Source organism: Pseudomonas sp. 3MAES_34.3B, from assembly GCF_058145875.1.
Genome location: NZ_CM176960.1, coordinates 3,257,128 through 3,282,305 on the forward strand (window position 1 = coordinate 3,257,128; position 25,178 = coordinate 3,282,305).

Annotated in this window: 22 protein-coding genes; 4 read left to right on the forward strand and 18 right to left on the reverse strand. The window is 63.6% G+C overall.

Annotated features, from left to right (window positions below; genetic code table 11):
- Nucleotides 1-121 precede the first annotated feature (121 nt).
- The 8 genes from AC3Z8Y_RS14305 to AC3Z8Y_RS14340 all read right to left on the reverse strand — a co-directional run bounded on the left by AC3Z8Y_RS14305 (nucleotide 122) and on the right by AC3Z8Y_RS14340 (nucleotide 10,170).
- On the reverse strand, nucleotides 122-2,515 hold the full coding sequence (locus AC3Z8Y_RS14305; protein ID WP_490086367.1) for an efflux RND transporter permease subunit: 2,394 nt from the start codon (nucleotides 2,513-2,515) through the stop codon (nucleotides 122-124).
- The gene (locus AC3Z8Y_RS14310; RefSeq protein ID WP_490086368.1) at nucleotides 2,512-3,498 is read right to left on the reverse strand and encodes a WD40/YVTN/BNR-like repeat-containing protein; all 987 of its coding nucleotides are present in this window, start codon (nucleotides 3,496-3,498) and stop codon (nucleotides 2,512-2,514) included. Before AC3Z8Y_RS14310 ends, AC3Z8Y_RS14305 begins: the two co-directional genes overlap by 4 nt.
- A gap of 146 nt (nucleotides 3,499-3,644) precedes the next feature.
- Nucleotides 3,645-6,302 carry an aminopeptidase N gene (gene pepN / locus AC3Z8Y_RS14315; protein WP_490086369.1) on the reverse strand — a complete coding sequence of 886 codons (2,658 nt, stop codon included), beginning with the start codon at nucleotides 6,300-6,302 and terminating at the stop codon, nucleotides 3,645-3,647.
- Nucleotides 6,303-6,314: 12 nt separating this feature from the next.
- Nucleotides 6,315-7,145, reverse strand: coding sequence for a DUF2797 domain-containing protein (locus AC3Z8Y_RS14320; RefSeq protein ID WP_181121496.1), 831 nt, complete (start codon nucleotides 7,143-7,145; stop codon nucleotides 6,315-6,317).
- 11 nt (nucleotides 7,146-7,156) lie between these two features.
- A complete protein-coding gene (locus AC3Z8Y_RS14325) occupies nucleotides 7,157-7,417 on the reverse strand; it encodes a YeaC family protein (protein ID WP_181116860.1) in 261 nt (86 codons plus the stop codon).
- 16 nt (nucleotides 7,418-7,433) lie between these two features.
- Nucleotides 7,434-8,312, reverse strand: coding sequence for a rhomboid family intramembrane serine protease (locus tag AC3Z8Y_RS14330; RefSeq protein WP_490086370.1), 879 nt, complete (start codon nucleotides 8,310-8,312; stop codon nucleotides 7,434-7,436).
- Nucleotides 8,309-9,280 carry a metallophosphoesterase gene (locus AC3Z8Y_RS14335; RefSeq protein ID WP_490086371.1) on the reverse strand — a complete coding sequence of 324 codons (972 nt, stop codon included), beginning with the start codon at nucleotides 9,278-9,280 and terminating at the stop codon, nucleotides 8,309-8,311. The genes AC3Z8Y_RS14330 and AC3Z8Y_RS14335 overlap by 4 nt, the downstream gene beginning before the upstream one ends.
- On the reverse strand, nucleotides 9,280-10,170 hold the full coding sequence (locus tag AC3Z8Y_RS14340) for an NAD(+) kinase (protein ID WP_181116870.1): 891 nt from the start codon (nucleotides 10,168-10,170) through the stop codon (nucleotides 9,280-9,282). The genes AC3Z8Y_RS14335 and AC3Z8Y_RS14340 overlap by 1 nt, the downstream gene beginning before the upstream one ends.
- A 121-nt stretch (nucleotides 10,171-10,291) precedes the next feature.
- On the opposite strand from AC3Z8Y_RS14340, the gene AC3Z8Y_RS14345 reads away from it, so the two are divergent.
- Entirely contained in the window at nucleotides 10,292-11,230 is a 939-nt protein-coding gene (locus AC3Z8Y_RS14345) for a DUF1853 family protein (protein WP_490086372.1), read from the forward strand.
- Between the two features lie 108 nt (nucleotides 11,231-11,338).
- On the opposite strand, the gene AC3Z8Y_RS14350 is transcribed toward AC3Z8Y_RS14345, so the two are convergent.
- Nucleotides 11,339-12,613 carry an MFS transporter gene (locus AC3Z8Y_RS14350; protein ID WP_490086373.1) on the reverse strand — a complete coding sequence of 425 codons (1,275 nt, stop codon included), beginning with the start codon at nucleotides 12,611-12,613 and terminating at the stop codon, nucleotides 11,339-11,341.
- A gap of 155 nt (nucleotides 12,614-12,768) precedes the next feature.
- Here AC3Z8Y_RS14350 and AC3Z8Y_RS14355 point away from each other — a divergent pair, with 155 nt between their 5' ends.
- Complete coding sequence (locus tag AC3Z8Y_RS14355; protein WP_490086374.1) at nucleotides 12,769-13,305, forward strand: PaaI family thioesterase; 537 nt, start codon at nucleotides 12,769-12,771, stop codon at nucleotides 13,303-13,305.
- 217 nt (nucleotides 13,306-13,522) lie between these two features.
- A complete protein-coding gene (locus AC3Z8Y_RS14360; protein WP_490086375.1) occupies nucleotides 13,523-14,971 on the forward strand; it encodes a high affinity choline transporter 1 in 1,449 nt (482 codons plus the stop codon).
- Between the two features lie 98 nt (nucleotides 14,972-15,069).
- Here the strand turns inward: AC3Z8Y_RS14360 and AC3Z8Y_RS14365 are convergent, their stop codons facing one another.
- The 3 genes from AC3Z8Y_RS14365 to AC3Z8Y_RS14375 all read right to left on the reverse strand — a co-directional run bounded on the left by AC3Z8Y_RS14365 (nucleotide 15,070) and on the right by AC3Z8Y_RS14375 (nucleotide 18,015).
- Entirely contained in the window at nucleotides 15,070-15,795 is a 726-nt protein-coding gene (locus AC3Z8Y_RS14365) for a gamma-glutamyl-gamma-aminobutyrate hydrolase family protein (RefSeq protein WP_490086376.1), read from the reverse strand.
- A gap of 211 nt (nucleotides 15,796-16,006) precedes the next feature.
- Entirely contained in the window at nucleotides 16,007-17,335 is a 1,329-nt protein-coding gene (locus AC3Z8Y_RS14370) for an ATP-binding protein (RefSeq protein ID WP_490086377.1), read from the reverse strand.
- Nucleotides 17,332-18,015 (reverse strand): response regulator, encoded by a 684-nt coding sequence (locus tag AC3Z8Y_RS14375; protein ID WP_490086378.1) that lies wholly within the window; start codon nucleotides 18,013-18,015, stop codon nucleotides 17,332-17,334. The genes AC3Z8Y_RS14370 and AC3Z8Y_RS14375 overlap by 4 nt, the downstream gene beginning before the upstream one ends.
- Before the next feature lie 132 nt (nucleotides 18,016-18,147).
- Between AC3Z8Y_RS14375 and AC3Z8Y_RS14380 the strand changes: the two genes are divergently transcribed.
- Nucleotides 18,148-18,951, forward strand: coding sequence for a TlpA family protein disulfide reductase (locus tag AC3Z8Y_RS14380; protein ID WP_490086379.1), 804 nt, complete (start codon nucleotides 18,148-18,150; stop codon nucleotides 18,949-18,951).
- 19 nt (nucleotides 18,952-18,970) lie between these two features.
- On the opposite strand, the gene AC3Z8Y_RS14385 is transcribed toward AC3Z8Y_RS14380, so the two are convergent.
- The 6 genes from AC3Z8Y_RS14385 to AC3Z8Y_RS14410 all read right to left on the reverse strand — a co-directional run bounded on the left by AC3Z8Y_RS14385 (nucleotide 18,971) and on the right by AC3Z8Y_RS14410 (nucleotide 25,033).
- On the reverse strand, nucleotides 18,971-20,500 hold the full coding sequence (locus AC3Z8Y_RS14385; protein WP_490086380.1) for a DHA2 family efflux MFS transporter permease subunit: 1,530 nt from the start codon (nucleotides 20,498-20,500) through the stop codon (nucleotides 18,971-18,973).
- Nucleotides 20,501-20,552: 52 nt separating this feature from the next.
- Nucleotides 20,553-21,761 (reverse strand): EmrA/EmrK family multidrug efflux transporter periplasmic adaptor subunit, encoded by a 1,209-nt coding sequence (locus AC3Z8Y_RS14390; protein ID WP_490086381.1) that lies wholly within the window; start codon nucleotides 21,759-21,761, stop codon nucleotides 20,553-20,555.
- Between the two features lie 15 nt (nucleotides 21,762-21,776).
- Nucleotides 21,777-23,234 carry an efflux transporter outer membrane subunit gene (locus AC3Z8Y_RS14395; protein ID WP_490086382.1) on the reverse strand — a complete coding sequence of 486 codons (1,458 nt, stop codon included), beginning with the start codon at nucleotides 23,232-23,234 and terminating at the stop codon, nucleotides 21,777-21,779.
- On the reverse strand, nucleotides 23,231-23,704 hold the full coding sequence (locus AC3Z8Y_RS14400; RefSeq protein ID WP_490086383.1) for a MarR family winged helix-turn-helix transcriptional regulator: 474 nt from the start codon (nucleotides 23,702-23,704) through the stop codon (nucleotides 23,231-23,233). Before AC3Z8Y_RS14400 ends, AC3Z8Y_RS14395 begins: the two co-directional genes overlap by 4 nt.
- Before the next feature lie 176 nt (nucleotides 23,705-23,880).
- Nucleotides 23,881-24,480 carry a MiaE family protein gene (locus AC3Z8Y_RS14405; protein WP_490086384.1) on the reverse strand — a complete coding sequence of 200 codons (600 nt, stop codon included), beginning with the start codon at nucleotides 24,478-24,480 and terminating at the stop codon, nucleotides 23,881-23,883.
- 85 nt (nucleotides 24,481-24,565) lie between these two features.
- Nucleotides 24,566-25,033 carry a DUF1289 domain-containing protein gene (locus tag AC3Z8Y_RS14410; protein ID WP_181116905.1) on the reverse strand — a complete coding sequence of 156 codons (468 nt, stop codon included), beginning with the start codon at nucleotides 25,031-25,033 and terminating at the stop codon, nucleotides 24,566-24,568.
- Between the last annotated feature and the right edge of the window lie 145 nt (nucleotides 25,034-25,178).

Consider the following 25,178-nt stretch of genomic DNA (forward strand, 5'->3'; position numbering starts at 1 on the left):
AAGCTGGCAAAGAGGTAGGTTTCTTGCGGCGTGCATTGAACACTGGCGCGCGATACAGGCATGAGGCGCCCAGCCCGCCCCGCCAGGTTTCAGCGGGGCAAGGCCTGAAAGCGCATTGCCGTCAGTGCAACAACGGGCCGGCTGTTGGCAGGCTGCCGCCGTTACGCCCCACTATCAGGAACCGCGCCAGCGCCGGCAGCAACCACAACGCGCCAAACATGTTCCACAACAGCATGAAGGTGAGCATCAACCCCATGTCGGCCTGGAACTTGATAGCCGAGAACATCCAGGTGGCCACGCCAATGGCCAGGCACAGCCCGGTGAACAGCACGGCTTTGCCGGTTGAACGCAGGGTCTGGTAATAGGCCTCCTGCAGGGGTAACCCGGCGCGAAGGAAGCTGGCCAGGCGGCTATAGATGTAGATGCCGTAATCCACGCCAATGCCCACCCCCAGCGCAATCACCGGTAGCGTGGCCACTTTCACCCCGATCCCCATGGCCGCCATGAGCGCGTTGCCCAGTACCGAGGTCAGCACCAGCGGCAGCACGATGCACAACGTTGCCGCCAGCGAACGGAAGGTAATGAAGCACATCACCGCAACGCACAGGTATACCAGCCCGAGGATGATCAACTCGGCCGAGGCGATCACTTCGTTGGTAGCCGCTTCCACGCCCGCATTGCCCGCAGCCAGCAGGAAGGTCATGCCGTCGCGGTCGTGCTCGGCGGCGAACGCCTGCACCGTGGCGGTCACTGCCTTGAGGGTCTGGGCCTTGTGGTCATTGAGGAATACCAATACCGGGGCCAGCGAGCAGTTGGCGTTGTACAGGCTGTCCGCGCGGGCGATGGAGTTGTTGAGTACGTCCTGGTTGCGCGACAGGCTTTCCCATTTCAGGCTGCCCTCGTTCATGCCCTTGATCACTTGCTTGGACACGGTCACCAGCGATACCGCAGACTGCACACCGGGCGTGCCTTCCAAGGCCCAGCTGAGCTCGTCGATGGCCGCCATTACCGGGTAGCTGGAGCATTGTTCGGCGCCGGTTTTTACCATCACCACCAGCACGTCGGAACTGGTGGAGTAATGCTGGATGATGAAGGCGTTGTCGCGGTTGTAGCGGGAATCGGCGCGCAACTCCGGGGCGCCTTGGTCGAGGTCGCCGATCTGCAAGCGCTGGCTGTACCAGAGCCCGGCGGCGAAGGCCACCAGTGCCAGCACCAGCGATACCCGGGCGACCCGTGGGCTGGCGAAGCCGGACAGCACCCGCCAGAACCGGTGGTCGCGGTGGGCATTGCGGCGGCTGCGTTCTATCGCGCGGCCGCTGATGCCCGCGTAGGAAATAGCCACAGGCAAGAGGATTAGGTTGGTGAACACGATCACCGCCACCCCTACCGAGGCGCCGATCGCCAGTTCACGGATCACCCCGATATCGATCACCAAGAGCGTGATAAAGCCCACGGCGTCCGCGAGGATGGCGATCATTCCGGGCAGGAACAGCTGGCGGAAGGTGCGCCGCGCCGCGATCAGTGCGTTGTCTGCATCACCGGACTGCAAGGCAATGCCGTTGATCTTCTGCACGCCGTGGGAAATGCCGATGGCGAAAATCAGGAACGGCACCAGCATGGAGTAAGGGTCCAGGCCAAAGCCCAACGCGTGCATCAGGCCCAGCTGCCACACCACCGCCACCAAGGTGGCCAGCAGCACCGCGACCGTACTGCGCAGGCAGCGGGTGAACGCCAGCAGCAGTACAAGGGTGACCAGCAGCACCACGGCGAAGAACATCACCACCATGAACAGCCCGTCGATCAGGTCGCCTACCTTTTTGGCGAACCCAACGATGTGAATCCGTACCTGAGGGTTTTGCGCCTGGTACTTGTCGCGCACCTTGGCTTCCAGGGCGTGGGAAAGTTGGCGGTAATCGAGCTGCACGACCGCGCTGGGGTTCTGCGGGTCGGCATAGCGCTCCAGCAACGGCACCTCGATGATCGTGGAGCGGAAGTCATTGGCGACCATCCGTCCCACCAGCCCGGACTTGAGCACGTTATCCCGCAGCTTTCCCAGGCTCGGGTCGGAGCCGTCGTAACCAGGAGGGATGATTTCACCGCCGGCAAATCCTTCCTCGGTGACTTCGGTCCAGCGCACACTGGGGCTCCAGAGCGACTTGAGCCCGGCACGGTCTACCCCGGGCAGGTAAAACAGCTCGTCGTTGATCTGCCGCAGGGTGTCCATATAGGCGGGCTGAAAGATATCGCCGTCGGTGGCTTCCACGGAAATGCGCAGGGTGTTGCCCAGGTTCGCCAGGTCGTTGCGGTGGGCCATCATGTTCTGGATGTAAGGGTGGCCCAGCGGGATCATTTTCTCGAAGCTCGTGGACGGGCGTATCTGCAACGCCTGCCAGAACAGCACCACGCTGGTGATCAGGCACAGCCCGATTACTGTCAGGCGATGGTCGAAGATCAGCCGTTCCAGCAAGCCGGCGCGTTGGGACTCGGGCGGTGGGGGTACGGTCGCCTGGTTCATTGCACAGCCTCCCTGGTTGCGTTTGCCTCTGAGCGGCGGGCGCCGCCCTGCCCCACCAGCCACAGCTCGCCCCCCGGTGCCTCGGTCACCGCCGCCAGCGATTGCCGGTCCGGGCGAATGAACGCGTTGAAGGTCGCGCCGTTATCGTCGCTGCGCAGTACCGCGCCGCCATTGCCCACGATCACCAGCCCACCGTTGCTCAGCAATGCGCCGCCTGCCAGCCCACTGTTCACCGGCGCCTGCTTGGTGCCTGGGGTAACCGTTTGCCAGGTGTCGCCATCGTCGGTGGAACGCAACAGGTTGCCCCGCAAGCCATAGATCAACACCGTGCCGGGTTCTTGTGTGGGCAGTACGCCGAACAGCGAGCCGTCATAAGGGGATTCGAGCCGTTCCCATTGTTCTCCGCCGTCGCGGGAGCGGAACAGGCTGCCCTGCTCGCCAACGATGAACAGGCTGCCATCGCCGCTGGCGCCAATGCCGTTGAGGTGCAGCTGGTCGGGGTTGTCCACGCGCTCGCTGGCATCTTCCCAATTTGCCCCACCGTCGCGGGTGGCCAACAGTTGCCCGTAGGCACCCACGGCTAGGCCGCGTTGAGCGTCGGCGAACCACACGTCCAGCAACGGCGCCTCGCGGGCGAGGTCTTCATGCTGCAGCTGCCAATGAGCACCGCCGTCGGTAGTGGCGAGTATCTGTGCATCATGGCCCACCGCCCAGCCATGTTGGGCATCGGCGAAATAAACGGCCGTCAGCAGGGCGTGGGTCGGCGCTTCGGCGAGTTGCCACTGCTCGCCCGCGTTATCGGAAAAAAGAATCTGCCCCCGGGCGCCGACCGCCACCAGCCGCTCACCCGCAGTGGTCACGTCCAGCAGCAAGCCATGAAGGGCCCGTTCAGCGGTAGCCTCGAGTGGCTTGGGTGGGTTTGCAGCTGCCGCGCAATACAGCGGGGCCAGCAATGAAAGCGCGAGCAAAAGCGTTTTCCCCATGGAGCCTTCCTTTGTTGTTGTTAGTGGCGGCCAGGAGGAGGTATAGCGCACAACCTACCCCTGCCGGGAGGCCATTCACGCTGGCGATAAGGCGAGTGTGGCGCGTCGCATGGCGCGCCCCGCGGGAGGCAGGGCGCGCCGGAGAGTTACGCGAGGCTTTTGCTGACCACTTCGAACACATCGCTGGACAGCGGGCCGCTGGCCTTGATGCGCTCCAGCTCGCCTTTCATCAAGGCCTGGCGTGCGCCGCCGAACTTGCGCCAGCGGGTAAGCGGCGTGAGCTGGCGTGAGGCGATCTGCGGGTTGAGCGCGTTGAGCTGGATCACCAGGTCCGCCAGGAAGCGGTAGCCGCTGCCGTCGGGCGCATGGAAGTTGATGTGGTTCTGCCCGGCGAACGCGCCGATCAGTGCGCGCACCTTGTTGGGGTTGCGCAGGCTGAATGCCGGATGCTCCATCAACGCCTTCACTCGCTCCAGCCCGCCAGGCAACGTGCTGGCCGCCTGTACGCTGAACCACTGGTCCATCACTAGCGGGTTGTCCTTGAAGTGCTCGGCGAAGGCTTCGAGCGCCTTGGCACGCTCGGCTTCGAATGGCGAATTCACCAGCACAGCCAGCGCGGTGAGCCGCTCGGTCATGTTGTCGCAGTGGTCGTACTGCTCCAGCGCGGCCTTCAGCACTTCATCGCGCCCGCTTAGCATCAGGTAAGACAGCGCGATATTCTGCAGGCTGCGGCGGGCAAAATGCTCGGCGCTCGCCTCGTAGGCCGTGTTGCGCGACACCTCGCGGTTGGCGCTGTAGCGGGCCCACAGCGCGTCATAAAGCTCATCGGCAATGCGCTTGCGAGCGAATTCGCGCGCGGCGTGAATGGCGTCCACGTCCGCCACTTCGCTCAACTCCATCAGGTAAGCCTCACCCGGCAGAGAGAGCATTTCGGCGACCATGGCCTGATCCAGGCTGTCATCTTTGAGCAAGGTGCCCAGCGCGGTGATCAGGCGAGGGTCCACTTCCAGCGGCTGGCCGGCCTGGTGTTGGCCGATCAGCTCCTGTAGCACTTGCACCGACAGTTGCTGCCCGGCCTCCCAGCGATTGAAGCCGTCGCTGTCGTGCTGCATCAGGAACATCAACTGGTCGCGGTTGTAGGGGAAGCTCAGCTTGACCGGGGCGCTGAAGCCGCGCAGCAGCGACGGCAACGGTTTTTCGGCAAGGCCGGTAAAGGTGAAGGTTTGCTCGACCTCGGTCACGGCCAGTACGCGGGTGGTAGCGCCGGGCGCGCCCTCGCCTTGCAACTGCAGCGCAATGTCCTCGCCTTGAGCGTTGAGCAGCCCAAGTGCGACCGGGATCACGAAGGGCAGCTTTTCCGCGCTTTCCGGGGTAGGTGGGCAGCTTTGGCGGAAGGTCAGGCTGTAGGTACCTGCGGCGCCATCGTACGCCTCGTTCACGGCCAGCCGCGGGGTGCCCGCCTGGCTGTACCAGCGCTTGAACTGGGTGAGGTCCGCGCCGTTGGCGTCTTCCATGGCCTTGATGAAATCGTCGCAGGTCACGGCCTGGCCGTCATGGCGCTCGAAGAACAGGTCGCTGCCCTTGCGGAAGCCCTCCGCGCCCAGCAGCGTACGGATCATGCCCACTACTTCAGCACCCTTTTCGTACACGGTGAGGGTGTAGAAATTGGAGATTTCCATGAAGCTAGCCGGGCGAACCGGGTGTGCCATCGGGCCGCCATCTTCGGCGAACTGGTGGGTACGCAGGTAGGCCACGTCCTCGATGCGCTTCACCGTGGCCGAGTTCATGTCGGCCGAGAAGCCCGCGTCGCGGTACACCGTGAAGCCTTCCTTGAGCGACAGCTGGAACCAGTCGCGGCAGGTCACGCGGTTGCCGGTCCAGTTGTGGAAGTATTCATGGGCCACCACCGCCTCGACCCGCTGGTGAGCGGCATCGGTGGCCGTTTCGGCCTTGGCCAGCACGCAGCTGGAGTTGAAGATGTTCAGGCCCTTGTTTTCCATGGCCCCCATATTGAAGTCGTTCACGGCCACGATCATGAAGATGTCCAGGTCGTACTCGCGGCCGTAGACTTCTTCATCCCAGCGCATGGACTTCTTCAGGCTGTTCATGGCGTGCTGGCATTTGTCGATGTTTTCCGGCTCGACATAAATGCGCAGGGTCACGTCGCGGCCGGAAGCGCGTGTGAAGGTGTCCTCGATGCACCACAGGTCACCAGCCACCAGCGCAAAGAGGTAGGCGGGCTTCTTGAACGGGTCTTCCCAGGTGGCCCAGTGGCGACCGTCTTCGTCTTCGCCGCTGGCCACGGGGTTACCGTTGGACAGCAAAATCGGGTAGCGCTGCTTGTCCGCGCTCAGGCTGGTGGTGAACCGGCTCATCACGTCCGGGCGGTCCAGGTACCAGGTGATCTTGCGGAAGCCTTCGGCCTCGCACTGGGTGCAGAACATCTTGCCGGACTTGTACAAGCCTTCCAGCGCGGTGTTGGTTTCCGGGTGAATGCGCACGCTGCTGTCCACCGTGAAACTGGCCGCCGAAGGCTGCAGCGTAAGGTGGGTGTCGTCGATGTGATAGTCGGCGGCGCCCAGCTCGCGGTCGTCCAGCTTGAGCGACAGCAGTTCCAACTCCTGGCCGTCGAGCACCAGCGGCGGCAAGCCTTCGCCTGCCTCGGGGTTACGCCGCATTACCAGTTGGGCATGCACGAGGGTGTGGTCCTCGTGCAACTCGAAGGTGAGGTGAGTTTCGTCGATCAGGTAGTCGGGGGCCTTGTAATCCTTGAGATAGATCGTTTTCGGCTGTTCTGTGCGCATGGCCTCGTCCTTCTACTGGTGCACGGCGAGCTGGTAGGCCGTGTATTTGCGAATGTTGATCACGCCGGTGTCGAATATCAGGTATTGACCCTTGATGCCGGTCAGGGTGCCTTCGACCACCGGGTCCTTGTCCAGGTTGAAGCTGGTGATCTTGCCGGGGTACGCCTGCACCGGATAGCCGATACGAACCACTTCGGCGTCTGGCAGGGGCTGGATCGCCTGCAGGCCGAAGCGCTCCTGCAACATCGTGATCCCCGCCCCGCAGCTGTCGAACAACTGCTCGCGTACCGCAATCAGGTCCACCTCGGCGGCATCGCCCTTGAGCAGCGCCCGCCAGTTGGTGCGGTCTGGCACTTGCGAGCGGAACAGGTCTTCCACCAGGCCGGACTGCTGACGCGTGGCCACGCGCAGGATCGGCAACGCCTGGCTCGCGCCTTGGTCCAGCCAGCGCGTCGGCAACTGCGTGGCGCGGGTAATGCCCACCTTGATACCGGAGCTGTTGGCCAGGTACACGATGTGGTCGGTCATGCAGAACTGCTCGCCCCAGCTCGGCTCACGGCAGGTGCCGTGCTCGTAGTGGCAGCGTTCGGGGCTCATGATGCACAGGTCGCAGGCGGCCAGCTTGGTCATGCAAGGGTAGCAGTAGCCTTGGCTGTAGCTGCTTTTGGTGCGTTTGCCGCAGTTGGTGCAGTGGATGGCCCCCAGGTATTCGAGCTTGAGGCGTTGCCCGATCAAGGCGTTGAGCGGCACCCGGGTGTCGCCGACACGCAGGTCGTAACAGGCACGGTCGTTTTCGATGCGGATGGCCATTTTGCTGACAGCGCCACGGCCCAGCTCGGTCATGGGTGTGCCGATCAATGGATGGCATCCGACTTGAACAGGATATTGCCGATGGGCGCGGATTTGGAGCTGCATTCCTGCGGCCCCATGTAACCGGTGCGCTGGTCTTCGGGCAGGTTCTGCAGCTCCCAGGCGATCACTGCCTGCAGCGACAGCTCCTTCTGTTCCTGGCTGAGCTTGCGGCCATCGGGCCATTTGCCAATCTCGACAGCCAACTTGAGGCTCTCGTAGATATCGGGGGTGATGTTTTCGATCATCTCGGCGAAGGTGGTCATCGCGGTTCCAGGCTATTCAAAGTGACGGTATTTTACGGCGTGCGAGGGCGCCACCCAATAGGCCCGTGATACAACCTATCAATAACCCGCCCAAATGCGCTCCATTGGCAATATCCCCGAAGCCCAGCACGCTCGCCGCGCCCAGCAGACACAGGCCCAGCCAGGCCAGCATCATGATGAGTACGCCCTTGGGCATGCGATACAACGGCGACGGCGCCAGCCAGTTGAACAGCCACAAGTGCCCAAGCAGCGCGTATAGCACACCGGACAACCCGCCAAACAAGGCCGGGCCGCTCCACAGGTATTGCGCCAGGTTGGATACCCCGGCGGACAGTACGGTGAGGCCAGCCAGGGCCCAGGAGCCCTGCCGCCACTCGATTCGCCGGCCAAGCTCCCAGAACCACAAGCCATTCATGGTGAGGTGGAGGATGCCGAAGTGGATGAAGATCGGGCTTACCAGCCGCCACCACTGCCCCGCTTCGAGGGTTTCGATCCACGGCACGAACCAGGCGTAGTCCCCTTGCTGGTGGAAATCCACGAAGGTCAGCCAATGCAACGGCTCCAGGTTCTCCCCCAGCAGGCTGATGGCCGCAACGATCAGGCAGATGAGCAACACGCAGGTGGTGACCGGACTGGCACGCAGTTGCCGCCAGGCGCCGGCCGCGCGGCCTGGCCCGGGCAAACCGGGCGGCGCGGTGCTCGGGGCATTGTCGCCATCCGGGTAGCGCTCGTGGAGCACGCGTACTTGTTCGGCCATATGTTCGGTGGGCACCCAGAGCACTTGCTCGTGGCCCTCCTCGGTTACCCGATGCGGCACTTGCAGCCGGCGCAGCAGGCGAACGAAGCCGCCAAGATCATGGGTAACAGGCAGGCGCAGCGCGGGAACCGGCTTCAATGGGCAGGCTCCGGCCGGGTGACATCCACCCACACGAACTTGGCGGGGTCGAGCACGGTTTCGTCATCCAGCCGATACGCGACCATCTTGCCGTAAAGCACTGCGCTGTAATCCAGGCACGCCAGGTTGGGGCGGATCGGCGCTGGATCACCGCTGCGCCAATAGTGGCCTACAAACAACAAAGGCTCATGCGGGCCGTAGCGCAGCAGCGCACGTTTGTCCCCCGGGCTCAATGGCCTGCGGGCGACGGCGTCAGGTAGCGCATCGGGCTGGAACACCACATCCCCATAGGTTTGCGGGTCATCTTCCCAGAACTTGGTACGGAAGAAGGCACGGGTAAGGCCGTCCCCGCCGGTGATGGCCATGCCATCGGGCAGGCGCATGTCGGTGCCACGCAGCAGGCGGTCGAAGACGGTCGCGGCAAAGCTGCCGGACACGCTGGAGGCCTGGACGAAATGGGCATCCACCCGGCCATCAGGGAAGGCTTGGCGCAGCGGCGTGATGAGGTTGCTGTCCCAGCAGGCATGCACCAGGCGGAACCGCCCTGCATCCACGAACAGCGGCATGTCGTAGAACCAGCCAAGGAAATCCTGCCAGTCCGCGGGGTGGTGTTCGAACTGGTCCAGCGTTGCCTGGATCAGCCGCTGGTGGCGCGGCGTATGCTCGCGTACGTAGGCTTTGCCTGAACCGGGCAGTGCGGGGGTGACCCAGCCCAGCGCATTGAATTCGTGGTTGCCCATGATGCACCAGGCCTGCCCGGCTTCCACCATGTCATGGACGATGTGCAAGGCCTCGCGGATGCGCGGGCCGCGGTCGATGATGTCGCCAAGGAACACTGCCTGGCGTTGCGGGTGGCGCCATACCCCGCCCTGGCGACGGTAGCCCAGGGTGTCGAGCAGGTGCTCAAGGGTGTGCGCGCAGCCGTGCACGTCGCCGATCAGGTCGTACCTTCGGGAAGGGTCGAGCATCACTCGCCTCCGCCGCCGAGCTTGCTGCCCCAGCCGAGCTTGGTGCGGCATACCTCGTAGTAGTTGTGGTCCAGCGGGTGGATCAGGCGAAGCTTCTGCGGTTTTTTCTTCACTGTCACGGTATCGCCCGGGGCGCAGGTGAAGTGGTTCTGCCCATCACAGGACACCTGCGGGTAGATGGTCATGTCCTTGGCTACCACGATTTTCAGCTCGCTGTTGCCATCCACCACGATGGGCCGGCCCGACAGCGTATGCGGGTACATGGGCACGATCACGATGGCGTCCAGCTTGGGGTGCATGATCGGGCCACCAGCCGACAGCGCATAGGCAGTGGAACCGGTGGGGGTGGCCACGATCAGGCCGTCGGCCTTCTGGCTGCACACGAACTGCCCGTCGATATAGATCTCGAATTCGATCATCCGGGTGGACTTGCCAGGGTGAAGCACCACGTCGTTGAGGGCGTCCCCCTGGCCGATGGCCTCGCCATGGCGGCGCACTTCGGCCTCGAGCAAAAACCGGCTTTCGACCAGGTAGTGCCCATCGAGCACCTCGGCTACCTTCACCTCAAGCTCGTCGGGGCGGATGTCGGTAAGGAACCCGAGGCTACCGCGGTTCACACCCAGCACCGGGATGTGGTGGCGGGCCAGTGCACGCGCCGCGCCCAGCAGGCTGCCGTCGCCGCCCACCACAATCACCAGGTCGCACACCTCACCCAGCATCTTGCGGGTAGAGGTTTGCAGGCCATGCCCGGGGAGCACTTCGGCGATGGTGTCTTCCAGAATCACGTGCAGGTGCCGTTCCACCAGGAACTTCTTCAGCCGGCGAATGGTGTCGAGCACCTGCGTGCTGCCCAGGCGGCCGATGATACCGATATTACGAAACTGCTCCATGGGGCTCCCGGTGGTCTGGTGAGGCAAAGCAGCGATTATGGGCCAAAGCGCCGGGCCAGACAAAAAGCATGCGGCTGAATTTGCAAGGGATGAAAACCGCTTCAGCGTCTATGCTGCGCAGATGAACCCTTTCGCCTCGCTTGTCGACCTTCCTCGCCTGCTGCACCGCCCGGCAGTGCGCGACCTTGCCTGGGTACTCACATCGCCGGCCATGCTGAGCCAGGCGCCCTGGGCCCAGCGCCACCCGTTACAGGGCAGCGAGTGGGCCGACGCGCCAGAGCTGATGGCCCGCTGGCTACGGCTGCTCGACCGTGACGATACTGCTTTGAGCGATTGGCTGGCTGTGAGTTCGACTCACCGGCTGGGCCTCTACTATGAACGTTTGTGGCAGTTTGCCTTGCGCGAGGCGCCGGGCGTAGAACTGTTGGCGGCCAACCTCCCCGTCCGCGAGAGCGGGCATACCCTTGGGGAAATGGACGCCATCCTGCGGGACCGTGACGGGTTGCACCACGTGGAGTTGGCCGTGAAGTTTTACCTGGGCCGTGATGACAGCAGCGGCGAGAACACCGCCGACTGGCTGGGCCCCGGCCGCGATGACCGCCTGGACCGCAAGCTGCTGCACCTGAGCAGCCATCAGTTGCCGCTCTCGAATCAACCGGCAGCGCGCCAACGGCTGGCGGCGCTCGGGCTGTCGGGGCCGGAGCCCTGGCTGTGGCTGGGCGGTTACCTCTTCTACCCTTGGCATGCCCATGGCGAGCCCCCGGCCGGCGCCAACCCGGAACATCTGCGCGGGGACTGGCTGCATCGTTGCCAATGGCCAGCGATGGCCGCCAATGCCCGCGGTTACTGGCAGCCCCTGCCCCGCGCCCGCTGGCTGGCACCGGCGCGGTGCCTCACGGCAGAGCTATGGGACACCTTTACCTTGCAGCACTGGCTGGATGAACTCCCTGCCGACGCCCCAGCCCAGTTGCTGGTACGCATGGTGCCCCAGGGCGAATATGCCCACGAGGCCCAGCGGCTGTTTCTGGTGAGCGATGGCTGGCCGGCGCTGCGCAGCTGATCTGCCCCCCCTTATTCGCGAGCTTCGCCTTCGGCTTCGCTTGCTCCTACGATAGGGAAGGGATTTTGCCTGCTTACGCGGACATTCCCGGGCTTTCGCCCGGTTCTACTACCTGCGCCGCAGCAGGCAACACGCTACGCCCACCAGCCCCATCAACACGCTGTAGCCCACCATCACCCAGGGGCTCCAGGGCACCAGGGCCAGCAATGCCAGCGGCGTGAGGCTGGCCCACAGCGCATAGGCCAGGTTATAGGTGAGGGAAATACCCGACACCCGCACCTCTGGCGGGAACAGCCCTACCATTACCGCGGGCACCACGCCCACCACGCCACTGCACAACCCTGCGACGGCATAGGCCAGGCCCGGGCTGCCAAGGCCCAGCACCAAGGTGCCGTACAGCACGGCCGTACCCAAGGGGAGCAGCAAGCTGTACACCAGCAAGGCTCGCCAGGCGCCGATGCGGTCCACCAGCAACCCTGCCAATACGCAGCCGATATTCAACGCCACGATGCCCAAGGCGCTTAGCCCGAAGGTATCGGCAGCGCTCAAGCCAAAGCGCTGCTGCATCAAGGTCGGCGTAAGCACCACAAGAATGACCACCGCAGTGGTCAGTACGCAGGTCATCACAACCGCTGGCAACAAGCTTGCCCGGTGCGCCTTCAACACCTGGGCCAGCGGTAATGTGGTACCGGCGGCCTGCCGCTCGCGCATCGCCAGGAACACAGGCGTCTCGCTCAGCAAGCGGCGCAGCCACACCCCGATGATGCCGAACAGCCCGCCCAGCAGAAACGGCAAGCGCCAGCCGTAGTCAAGCATCTGCTCGGGGCTGAGTGTACGTGCCATGGCCGTGGCCACCAGCGCACCCAGCAGGTAGCCAAAGGTCAGCCCCGCCTGCAGAAACCCCAAGGCATAGCCGCGCCGAACTGCCGGCACATGCTCGGCCACGAATACCCAGGCACTGGGTACTTCGCCCCCTACCGCCGCGCCCTGGAGCACCCGCAGTGCCAGCAGCGTGAGCGGGGCCCAGTAGCCGATCTGCGCATACACCGGGATCACACCGATGATCAGGCAGGGCAGCGCCATCATCAGGATGCTGAGGCTGAACACGCGCTTGCGCCCCAGCCGGTCAGCGTAGTGCGCCATGACCAGCCCGCCCAGCGGCCGCGCCAGGTAGCCCGTGGCAAATATTCCGAAGCTTTGAAACAGCCTTAGCCACTCGGGCATTTCAGGTGGGAAAAACACCTTCGACAACGTGAGCGCGAAGAACACGAAGATGATGAAGTCGTAGATCTCCAGCGCGCCGCCAAGCGCTGCCAGGCCAAGGGTTTTGTGGTCCGCTCGTGACAAGGCGGCGGGCCGATTCGCAACAGGGGCAATTTCCATAAAGGTCTCGATATGGGGCCACTTCCCTGTGGCGTTCGCTGAAGCGCCATGCGCAATAAGGCGCGCAGGATAACAAACCGGCCAAGAATTGGCGGCTTGCTTAATATTTCGGCCGTAATATGATCACCTCGAACCCCATCGCCAGGAGCTGCCCCATGACAGATCAAGTGCACCAGGAAACGCTGGAGCAATGGCTCGCCCAGGCTCAGGCCGTGCAGGAACGGCTAGGCGCGCCGGGCATCATCAGCTTGGCGCAGGCCAGCGCCTTGTCTGCGCAGGCCTTTTTCGAGCGTATCGCCGCAGGAGAACTGCCTTCCCCGCCGATCGGGGAGCTGGTGGGGTTCGTGCCCATAGAATGGGGCGAAGGGCGGTTCGTATTCCAGGGCACGCCCGAGGAGCGCCATTACAACCCGCTGGGCAGTGTGCATGGGGGCTATGCCGCCACCCTGCTGGATTCGTGCATGGGCTGTGCAATCCATACCCGGCTGCAGCAGGGCCAGGGCTACACCACCATGGAACTGCGGGTGAGCTACGTGCGGGCGCTTACCGCTGCCACCGGGCCGGTGCGTGCCATTGGCACCGTGGTGCACGTCGGCCGGTCGTCCGCGCTGGCCGAAGGGCGCATCGTGGATGTGCAGGGGCGGCTTTATGCCACCGCTAGCACCACCTGCATGATCCTTTCAGCCCGTTAATTATTGTCAGCACCGGGTGGGCATTTTGACCCACCTGACCATTTTTTTAAGCTTAACCGTCCAATATCGTTTGACATATTTTACAGGCTTGGCAGACTTCCGCCCCGTGCCCACCGAGGCTTTCGCGCCCCGGCTACGTGCCAACAAAAATAAACAGCCATTCGCGGTGCCGCCTCCTGCCGGGTCGCGACACTGGCCGAACCCACGGAACGAACACATGCTGATCTGGTTTGTCGCGATCTACCTGCTTATCACCGTCGCTGTAGGCTTTTATGCATCCACCCGGGTCAAGAACTCAGGGGACTTCGCATCCGGGGGCCGGAGCATGTCGTTCCCCTTGGTGGTCGCGATGGTATTTGCCACCTGGTTCGGCTCCGAAGCCGTGCTCGGCATTCCTGCCGCGTTCCTGCAGGAAGGCTTCTCGGGCATCATCGAGGATCCCTTCGGCTCCTTCGGTTGCCTGATGCTGGTGGGTCTGGTGTTTGCCCGCCCGCTATACCGCCTGAACCTGATGACCATCGGTGACTTCTTCCGAAAGCGCTTCGGCCCTCAGGTGGAGTTGCTCACCAGCCTGGTCATCATCGCCTCCTACCTGGGGTGGGTTGCCGCGCAGCTGACCGCGTTGGGCGTGGTGTTCAACGTGCTGTCCGACGGCGGCCTCACCATCACTCAAGGCATGCTGCTGGGCACGCTCATCGTGCTGTTGCACACCCTGTTCGGCGGTATGTGGTCGGTGGCCATGACCGACTTCCTGCAGATGATCATCATCGTGGCCGGCCTGTTCTACCTCACCTGGTTGATCGGCGGCATGGCCGGCGGCCCGCAGGTGGTGATCAGCCACGCTGCGGCGGAAGGCAAGCTGCACTTCCTGCAAGGGACCTCGCCCAAGGACATCGTCGCCTTCCTTGGCGCGGCCGTAACCATGATGTTTGGCTCTATCCCCCAGCAAGACGTGTATGCCCGCGTGATGTCGGCGAAGAACGAGACGGTGGCTTCCCGTGCCTCGATGACCGGTGCCTGTTTCTACCTGTGCTTCTGCATGCTGCCGATTTTCCTGATCTATTCGGCCAAGCTGATCGACCCCGTCATGGTTGAACAACTGTTGGGCACCGATTCGCAGCTGATTCTGCCGCGGCTGATCCTTGAACGTACCCCGCTGTTCGCTCAGGTGATGTTCTTTGGCGCGGTGCTGTCGGCCATCATGTCCACCGCATCGGGCACCCTGCTCGCCCCGTCCGTGACCTTCACCGAAAACATCCTGCGCCCCCTGCTGCCGAAGATGTGTGACAAGCAAGCACTGTTGGCGATGCGCTGCAGCGTGTTGGCCATGACTGCCGCGACCATTACCTTCGCGCTGCACTCAGAATCCAGCATCTATGAGATGGTCGGCAACGCCTACAAAGTAACCCTGGTAGCCGCGGTGACGCCGCTGTTCTTCGGGCTGTTCTGGAAACGCGCCACCACCCAGGGAGCATTCCTGGCCATGTTCACCGGCGTGGCCGTGTGGGGCGGGCTTGAATATACGCACCAGCCCGACGCCTTCTGGCCGCCTCAGCTGGCCGGCCTGCTGTGCAGCGCGCTGGGCATGATCGTGGGCTCGCTGATGCCGCAACTGTCGGCCAACCGTGGCGAGAAACTGGACTTCAGCGCCGCCACCAGCAGCTGACCGCTACGCTCGAGCCCGCAGGTGGCTTGAGCGTTACCCATAAAAAAACCGCTGGCAACGTTCGAGTTGCCAGCGGTTTTTTTATTCGAGCCTGAAGTTTACTGCGCCTTGAAGCGGCGGCATGCCTCACCGAAGGCTTCGAACAGTTTCACCGACACCGGGTTTTGTGTCGCTTGCCATTCCGGGTGCCACTGCACGCCCAGCAGGAACGGTGAAATGGCCGGCGCATGGAACGCCTCGATCACGCCGTCCGGGGCCTTGCCCAGCACTTCCAGCCCTTCAGCGAGGCGGTCGATGCCTTGGCCATGCAGGGAGTTCACGCGAATGCTCTCGGCACCCAGCGCCTCGGCCAGCCAGCTGCCCGGGGCAACATTTACGCCATGGCTGTCACCGTATTGGGCAGGCACAGGATCCTCCGGGTTTTCACGGTGATCCTGCACGCCCGGCACGGTGTACAGCTTCTGGTGTATATCACCGCCCAGGGCGACGTTGATTTCCTGCATGCCACGACAGATGGCGAAGATCGGCAGGCCGCGGTCAAGCGCGGCGCGAATCAACGGGATGTCGAAATTGTCACGGTCACGGTCCTGGGTCTTCTCTGGGGTGAGGTTTTCCTGGCCGTACAGTGCGGGGTCGATGTTGGAGCCCGCGCCGGTGAGGTACACACCGTCGGCCATGTCCAGGTAGTGGTCCAGGTCTTCGATGCCGCAGCAGGTCGGAACCAGCACCGGCACGCAGCCGGCAATGTCGACCAGAGGAGTGATGTACTTGTGAGTCATCACTTGATACAGGTGACCTTTACGCTCTTGCACGCCCATGGTCATGAGGACGACCGGTTTAGACCGGTTTTTTGTAGTTACGCTTTTCACGAAGCACCGCCGAGGCTGGTCAGTTGTAAAACATTTCAATCATCTCGCTTCAAGGATTGCCGGATACAGGGCGCATCCGAAGAAGGGGGGCGATTAATGTCAAACATAATAGACGATTGCCCCTACAGGCGGCAACTCGGCCTCGGCAAGCGGTAGGGGCTGGCTACTAGCCGCCTGCCATGGCGCCCAGTGGCAACCGCAACTCCACCTGCAGGCCGTCGGGCATCGGCTGGAAATCCAGCTGGCCCTGGCAGCGCTGAACAATGGCCTGCACGATCGCCAAGCCCAGGCCGCACCCTTGGCTATGGCTCGAACGCCAGAAGCGTTCGGTCAGGTGGGCCAGTTCGCTTTCCTTAATACCGGGGCCGCGGTCCCGCACCCGGAACAGTGCATGCTCACCTTCACGGCACACGTCCAACTGCACCGGCCGCTCGCTGCCCCCGTGGCGCAAGGCGTTGTCGAGCAGGTTGCGCAGGGCCGCCACAGCCAGCGTGAGTGGCACGCCCAAGGGCACTTGAGCAGTACTGTCCTCGACGTCCGTTTCGATCCGCCGGGCATCGCCGGTCGTGTCATTGATCGCCAGCCGGGCCACGTCCGCAACGGCGCAGCCTCGGTTCTCCTCAAAGGCCAGCCGCCCTTCTACCCGTGCCAGCAGCAACAGTTGATCCAGCGTACGGTGCAAGCGGTCGGCGCCCTCTTCTGCATTGGCCAGCGCGGCATCCCGGGCCGCGCCATCAGTCATGCGGGCGACCTGCAAGTGGGTTTTCACAGCAGTCAGCGGGCTGCGCAGCTCGTGCGCCGCGTCGTCGGTGAGCCGCCGCTCGCGCTCGATCGCCTCGCCAATGCGCAGGAACAGCTGGTTTTGAGTCTCCACCAAGGGCCGCAACTCGGCCGGCAATGGCCGCACCAGCAGTGGCTCCAGGGCATCAGGGCTGCGCCGGGTAAGGGCATCGCGAATACGGTTGAGTGGCGCAAGGCCCTGGCCCACGCCAAGCCAAAGCACCCCCAGGCTCCCCAGCAAAGCCACCACTACCGGAACGGAGGCCGCCAGCAGCACCGACTGGTTCAGTGCCTCGCGTTCCTGCTGGCGGTCGGCCGTGGTGATGCGCACGTCACCGTGGCTGAGGGTAAAGCTGCGCCAGTGCTCGCCATCTATAACCTGATCATGAAAACCACCACCCTCCTCCCCCAGTTCAGCCTCGACACCCTGATGGCTGGTGGCGAGAATTTCCCCGCGCAGCGAACTTACCTTGCACGCCATGCCATCGGGAATGCTGGACTGGTCCGCGCTGATGCGCTCGCCGTCCTGGGCCCGCAGCGGCTGCGGGAGTTGCTGCACCAGGCCGGCCACCATCCGCGCTGACGCCACCAGGCGCTGATCGAGGGAAAACATCATCTGCCCGCGCAGGTCGCGGAACATCCAGGCCGCGGCCAAGGCCCAGATGAGTACGAACGCGCCGCCCAGGATCAGCATCAATCGCACGCGCAAGCTCATGGCTGCACCTGCCCGGAGGTAGCCGCTGGGCCAAGCCGGTAGCCAAGGCCGCGCACGGTTTCCACGATACCGTTGCCCAGCTTTCGCCGCAGGTAATGGATGTGCACATTGAGCGCGTTGCTTTCCACTTCGTCACCGAAGCCATACACGCTGTCCTTGAGTTGCTCGGCACTGAGCACCCGGCCCTTGTGCTGCAACAGCGCTTGAAGCAAGGCCTGCTCGCGGCGGGAAAGGTCGACCGGCTGGCCATGGAGCCAGGTTTCGCAACTGCTGGGATCGTGGCACAGCGCGCCATGCTCGATACGATTGACGGTTCGGCCGGCCATGCGCCGCAGCAGCGTGTGCAGCCGGGCGCTCAGCTCGCGCAGCTCGAAGGGCTTGACCAGGTAATCATCGGCACCCGCCTCCAGCCCTGCCACGCGGTCGGTTACCGCATCGCGGGCCGTCAGCACCAGTACCGGAAGGGCCTGGCCTTGCTGACGCAGGCGCTTGAGCAGCTTCAGCCCGTCTTCATCAGGCAGGCCGAGGTCCAGCACCATCACATCGAACTGCGCGGCCTTGAGCAAGGCTTCGGCAGCGCTGGCGGTGCCTACCCGGTCCACCACCGCGCCCTGGGCGGTGAGCCCGGCAACGATGCCGCTGGCAATCAGGTCGTGGTCTTCACAAATCAATACGTGCATGGGGGTAACCTTTTCACAGGCGGCCAGATTACCTCGCGGCCATTAAGCCTGCATTAGCCGCCCGGCGCCGCGTTTAACCGCCGTTTAACCGGCCGCGTTCAGGGTGCGCGCTGAACCTTGCTGGAGTGCGTCATGTTAAGCGTTTCCCTGGGGCCGTTGGCCCTGTCTATTTCCAATGTGGTGTTACTGCTGGCGCTGGGGCTGGCGATGCTGGTCGCTCGGCGCTGCTCGCTCGTGAAAGGCAGCACACTTTCGGATTCACTGGTGTTCTGGCTGTTCGTGCTGGCAGTGGTGGCGGCGCGATTCGCTTTCGTATCGGTGTATTGGGCGCAATACCGGCTTGCGCCCTGGCAGGTTCTCGACCTGCGCGATGGAGGCTTCGTGCCCTGGGCGGGCATTGCGGTGGCGGGCCTGGCGGCGCTGACCTTCGGCTGGCGCAAGCCTGCACGAAGGCGGGCACTGGGTTGGGGCATTACGGCTGGCCTTGCCGTGTGGCTGGCCGGTGGCTTGGCGCTTGGCTGGCAACAGGCGCGCAGCAGCCTGCCGCACCCACCGCTTGTTGATAGCGACGGTGCCCCGGTTACGTTGAGCCACTATAGGGGCCAACCCTTGGTGGTGAACCTCTGGGCCACCTGGTGCCCACCATGCCGGCGGGAAATGCCCGTGCTGGTGGCCGCGCAAAAAACGCGGCCCGGCGTGCGGTTCGTGTACGTGAACCAGGGCGAAACGCCGGCGATGGCGGCGACCTTCCTGGGCACCACCGGTGTCAACCCTGCCGACGTGCTCTACGACACCAGCGGCAACCTGGCCCGGGCAGTCGGCGCCATGGCCTACCCGACCACGTTGTTCTACGGGCCGGATGGTCAATTGAAGGGTAGCCATCTTGGAGAGCTGTCCGGCGCCAGCCTGGCGGCGGCGCTGAAGGTGTTTGAGTGAGCGCCCGCTTCCCGCTACCTCAATGCCCGCTTGCCTCCGGCCCGCCCTTGGCGGTGAACGGTGGTTTGGCGAAGCACACCAGCAGGATCAGCGCCGCGAAGATCCAGCCCAACAGGGTAAAGTAGTCCACGGTCGACAGCATGTAGGCCTGGGCGTTAACCATCTGTTCGAGCTGCGCATAGCTCTTGTCCGTCGCCCCGCCCAGCTGTTGCAAGGCCTGCTGGGTAGTGGGGTCGAGCGTGCTGATGTTCTCGCTCAGGTAGGCATGGTGCTGGATGGCGCGACGGCTCCAGATCCAGGTAGTGAGCGAGGCCGCGAAGCTACCGCCCAGGGTACGCAGGAAGGTGGCCAGCCCGGAACCATCGGCGATCTGCTTGGGTGGCAGGTCCGATAGCAAAATGCTGAGCGTGGGCATGAAGAACAGCGCCACCCCGATCCCCATGAACAGCTGCACCAGCGCGATATGGGTGAAATCCACCTCGGTGTTGAAGCCAGCTCGCATGAAGCAGCTTAGGCCAATCGCCGTGAAGGCAAGCCCCGCCAATACGCGCAGGTCGAACTTGTGGGCGTACTTGCCCACGAAGGGCGACATCAACACCGGAAGTATCCCCAGCGGCGCCACGGCGAAGCCGGCCCAGGTCGCGGTATAGCCCAACTGGGTCTGCAACCACTGCGGAAGGATCAGGTTGATCCCGAAGAAGCCCGCGTAGCCACCCACCAGCACCGCCGTGCCCACGCGGAAGTTACGGAACGCAAACAGCCTCAGGTTCACTACCGGGTGGGCATCGGTCAGCTCCCAGATTACGAAAATGGCCAGGAATATGACCGAAATCACCGTGCCGATGATGATGAATTGCGACTCGAACCAGTCCAGGTCATTGCCCTTGTCGAGCACCACCTGCAAGGCGCCCACGCCGATGATCAAGGTGATCAGGCCCACATAGTCCATCGGTTGCCGGCTGGTCTGCACCGGCCGCTTGGCCAATTGCTGGCGTACCACGGCGGCGGCGAACAGGCCCACCGGTACGTTGATGAAGAAAATCCACGGCCAGCTGTAGCTGTCGGTAATCCAGCCCCCGAGTATCGGCCCGGCGATGGGCGCCACCACCGTTACCATGGCCAGCAAGGCCAGGGCCATCCCCCGTTTCGCTGGCGGGTACACGGCTATCAGCAGCGTTTGGGTCATGGGGTACAGCGGGCCCGCAACCATCCCCTGCACCACCCGAAAGCCGACCAACTCGGGCATCGAGGTGGAAATGCCGCAGAGGAACGAAGCCAGCACGAACAGCAACGTTGCCCAGATGAACAGCTTCACTTCACCGAAGCGTCGGCTGAGCCAGCCGGTGAGCGGCAGGGCCACGGCATTACTCACGGCAAACGAGGTGATCACCCAGGTGCCCTGCTCCGCGCTCACCCCCAGGTTGCCCGAAATGGTGGGCAGCGCCACGTTGGCGATGGTGGTGTCCAGCACCTGCATGAACGTCGCCAGCGACAGGCCGATGGTGCTGAGCACCAGGCTGGGTGGCGTAAAGGATGCGTTGGAGCTCATCGCTGTATCCCGCAAACAGAAAGGGCGCCCCGCTCACGGGGCGCGGGTGGGCTCAACGCTGGGCGGTCTTGCCCGGGGCGCTGTTGTCGTGGATCAGCCGCGCAATCATGCTGTCGGCTTCGTCCAGCTGCTGCTCGTATACCCGGGTAGAGAACGTGGCCTGCTGCGTCGATTGTTGCGTCAGCACGGCGCCGGTCTGGTCGTGAAGGTCCACGGTGGCGACAGTGGACAGACCAATGCGCAACGGATGGTCCTTCAGTGGCTGCGGGTCCAGCTTGATCCGCACCGGCACCCGCTGAACGATCTTGATCCAGTTACCGGTGGCGTTCTGCGCCGGCAACAGCGAGAAGGCGCTGCCGGTGCCAGCGCCGATGCTTTGCACGGTGCCGCCATAGGTCACGTCATCACCATACAGGTCTGTTTCCAGGGTCACCGGCTGGCCGATGCGCATATCGTGCAGCTGTGTTTCCTTGAAGTTCGCGTCTACCCACACCTGATCCAGCGGGATCACCGCCATGGTCGGCGTGCCGGGCTGAACGCGCTGGCCCAGCTGCACGGTGCGCTTGGCCACATAGCCGGTGACCGGGGCGACCAGCGTGGTGCGCGCGCGGGCCAGGTAGGCATCACGCAGCTGCGCGGCGGCGGCTTGCACATCGGGGTGCGAGGAAATGACGGTGTCGTCGACCAGTGCCACAGTGCCGGCCAATTGCTGCTGAGCGGTACCGAGCGCGGCCTGAGCCGCAGCCAGGTCATCGCGCGCATGGGACAGCTCCTCCTGAGAGATCGCCCCGCTGGCGGCGAGCGTCTTGCGACGGTTGAAGTTCTCTTGCGCCTTTTGCAGCTCCACCCGACGGGCATTGGCCTGGGAGCGCTGGCTGTCGACATTGCTGTACATGCCGCGCACCTGGCGAACCGTGCGAGCCAGGTTGGCCTGGGCGTTTTCCAGCGCGATACGGGCGTCGGCCGGGTCGAAGCTGATGAGCGTCTGGCCTTCCTGCACCAGGTCGCCGTCATCGGCACCGATGCTTACTACGGTACCGGCGATCAGCGGAGTCACCTCAACCACGTTGCCGTTCACATAGGCATCGTCGGTTTCTTCATAGAACCGGCCGTGCAGTTCGTGCCAGGCGAACACGGCAATGCCGGCGATCACGACCACCAGCAATAACAGGAACAGCATCAACTTGCGCTTGCGCGGGTTGCCCTGGGGTTGGGCGTTATCAGCCTTTTCGCCGGTGGCTTGGGGGTTGGCAGTGGCCATGGGAAGTTACCTTGGTTAATCGCGTGGGGCCTGGGCGCTGGCCAGGGTGTCGCCCTGATAACCGCCGCCAAGGGCCTGCATAAGTTGAATCGAAACGTCGATACGCTGAGCATTGAGCCCTGCTAGCTGCTGTTGCGCGCCCAGCAGTTGCTGCTCGATGGTCAGTACATCCAGGTAGTTGCCGATGCCTGAGCCGTAACGCTGCGTGGCCGTATCGAAGGATTGGCGCGCCACATCGGCCGCGCGCTGCTTGGCGTCGACTTGGCGGCCCAAGGCTTCGAGGCGGTTGATGGCGTCGGCCACATCCCCCAGCGCACCCACCAGTGCCTTGTTGTACTGCGCCACCGCCAGCTCGTAGTCGGCATCGCTGGCGTCCAGGCCGGCGCGCAGGCGGCCGCCGTCGAACAGCGGCAACGACACCGCCGGGGCGATGTTGAAGAAGCGGCTGGCGCTGCCGAACAACGCGTCCCCCAACAGTGACTGGGTGCCTGCCGCGGCGGTGAGGTTCAGGTTGGGGTAGAACCGCGTCTTGCTCACTTCCACGTTGCGGCTGGCGGCTTCCACCCGCCAGCGCGCGGCAATCAGGTCTGGGCGGCGACCCAGCAGGTCCGCTGGTAATTGCGACGGCAGTGCTACCGCTGCAGGCTTGAGTACCTGCGGCCGGGCGATTTCGTTGGCGCGGTCCGGGCCCTTGCCCAGCAGGATCGCCAAGGCGATACGGGCACTGCGCAGTTCCTTGTCAGCGTTGATCGCCTGCTCCTGGGCACTGGCTTCCAGGCTTTCGGTTTGCTGAAGCTGGTATTGGCTGTCAATGCCGGCGGCCAGCCGCTGACGGCCCAACTCCAGCATGCGCCGCGTACGCGAGAGGTCTTCCTGCGCCAGGTCGGCGGCAATATAGGCATGGCCCAGGTCGCTGTAGGCCCGTGCAACGTCCACGGCCAAGGTCAGCCGGGCGGCTTGACGGTCCACTTCCGCCGCCCGGGCCTGGCCCAATGCCGCTTCCCAGGCCGCGCGCTCGCCGCCCCAGAGGTCGAATGTATAGTCGAACGTCACTTCCGCGCTGCGCAGCGTGGAATAACGGTCACCCTCGAGCAGCGGGTCTTGCACCTTGGCCAGCCGGGACCTCGACACATTGGCATCGGCGCCGATGTACGCGCTACGGTCGGCATCGGCGGCATTGGCGGCAGCGGTTGCCTGATGAGCACGCGCAGCGGCCACTTGCAGGTCCGGGCTGTCGCGCAGTGCCTCGTCAATCAACGCATTCAATTGCTGGTCGCCCAGGCTGGACCACCAGGTCGCCGACGGCCAGGCGGCCGGGCTCACGGTCACTGCGGCCAGGCTGCGTGTGGCGTTCAGGCCGCCGGGTTGCGCCACGGCGGCGTCCGGTTTGAGGCCGTGGTCGTTGGCACATCCGGCGAGTGCCACGGCGAAGGCCAGGGGCAGTAATTTCAAGGTAAGCAGTTGGGGCTTCATTTTTTACCCAAGCGCCAGCAGGCCACGGGGTCGCCGGCATCGATCAGAATTTTTTTGAGCAACCGTTCCAGCTCTGCCAGTTCGTGGCCATCCAACACGCCGGCCAGCCGGTTCATCGCCTCCGCCCCGATCTGTGGCAGACGCGCTGCCAAAGCCTGGCCTTCTTCCGTGAGTGCGATGCAGATCTGCCGACGGTCCGCCTCACTGCGGCTGCGGCGAATCAGCAGCTTCTGCTCCAAACGGTCGAGCATGCGGGTCATCGAGCCGCTGTCCAGCGACAAATGCCGGCACAGGTCACCCGGCGAGTTCAGGCCCCACTCGGCCACGATGATCAACACCTTGAACTGCGCCGAGGTCACACCGTAAATCTCCAGGTGCTGGTCCAGAATGCGGTCTTTCAGGCTATTGGCGCGGCCCAGCAACATGCCGATCTGGCTGTCGTGGAAGTTTTCAGGAGTGAAATGGCTCATCGAAATATGGCAGATAACTGCTCAGGCAGAGAATATTGCGAGATATTACTGCCTAGGCAGCTAATGTCAAGACACCTATCAGGGGGCTAACTACCTGAGCGGCATTTTTCCTTCATTCGCGAGCTATCGCCGGATGGCCGGCGGAGCTCGCGAATAGGTTTAACGGGGAAAGCGAATCAGGCAGGCACGCCGCTATGAAAGCGCAATTCCTCATCCGCGCTTTCGATCAGGGCCACTTCCGCCTCGCGCACCCTGGCGATAGTGTTTTGAATGTCGGCGGCATCGCCGTAGTGATAGGCCAGCTTCAGGTAGCCCTGGAAATGCCGCGCTTCGCTTTTGAGCAACCCGTGGTAAAAGCCGCCCAGGTCCGCGTCCAGATGTGGCACTAGCGCTTCGAACCGTTCGCAGCTGCGGGCTTCGATGAACGCGCCCACCACCAGGGTATCCACCAGCTTCACCGGCTCATGCGAGCGCACCAGCTTGCGCAGGCCCGAAGCATAGCGGCCGGCATTGAGGGGCCGCAGCGGCACGCCACGCTTTTTCATCCAGCGCAGCACCTGCTCGTGGTGCACCAGCTCCTCACGCGCCAAGCGGGACATGAAGTGGATGAGGTCAACGTGGGTGTTGTATTTGGCAATCAGGCTAAGCGCCGTGGACGCCGCCTTGAACTCGCAGTTCTTGTGATCGATGAGCAGGGTTTCCTGGTCTGCCACTGCGGCATCGACCCAGGCCTGGGGCGTGCGGCAACCAAGGAACTCGTGAATGTCGGGCAGCATGCGCCGTCTCGTGTGGCTGGAAAACGGCGCAGTATACGCGGGGCGCCACAGCCAGGCATCGCCGTTCAAGCGATTGACCCAGCGCCTACTCCAACCCTTCCAGCAAAAACGCAGGCGCGATGTAGCGCTGGTAATGGGCTTCGGACAGAAGGAAGAATTCCCGATCGATGGCGTCACGCAGGGCGGGCAGGTCCCAGTCGCGAAATTCGGGCAGCAGTACGATGCCGTAGGCGTCCAGCTGGTTGATCACCCGGGCGCCGCGGGCGATCAGCTGATAGGCCCAGCAGTATTCGGACTGTTGTGGCTGGAAGCGGATCTGCCGTTGCTCGAGCTGCAAGCGCAGCCGTGCCGGGTCGAACACCTCGAGCTTGCCCTCCATCACTTGCGCCAGCAGTTGCTCCAGGCGCAGCCATACGGCGCGTTTCTGCTCGTCGTCGTAGGTGTTCCAGTGGATCACTTCGTGGTGAAAACGCTTGCAGCCACGGCACACCAGGTCCCCGTAGACAGTGGAGCAGAGGCCTACACAAGGCGTTTTGATCGTTGATTTGGCCATGGTAATCAGAGCATCGGCGAAGCGGCGAGCCGCCTATCTTAGCCCTTCGTCGTAGTGCTTTCACCTCTTGCTGGCGAACGGGCAACTTACTTTCGGGGAAATTTTGCCGTAGAATCGTTCGGCCTGCTTGAAGGCACCAATGTCC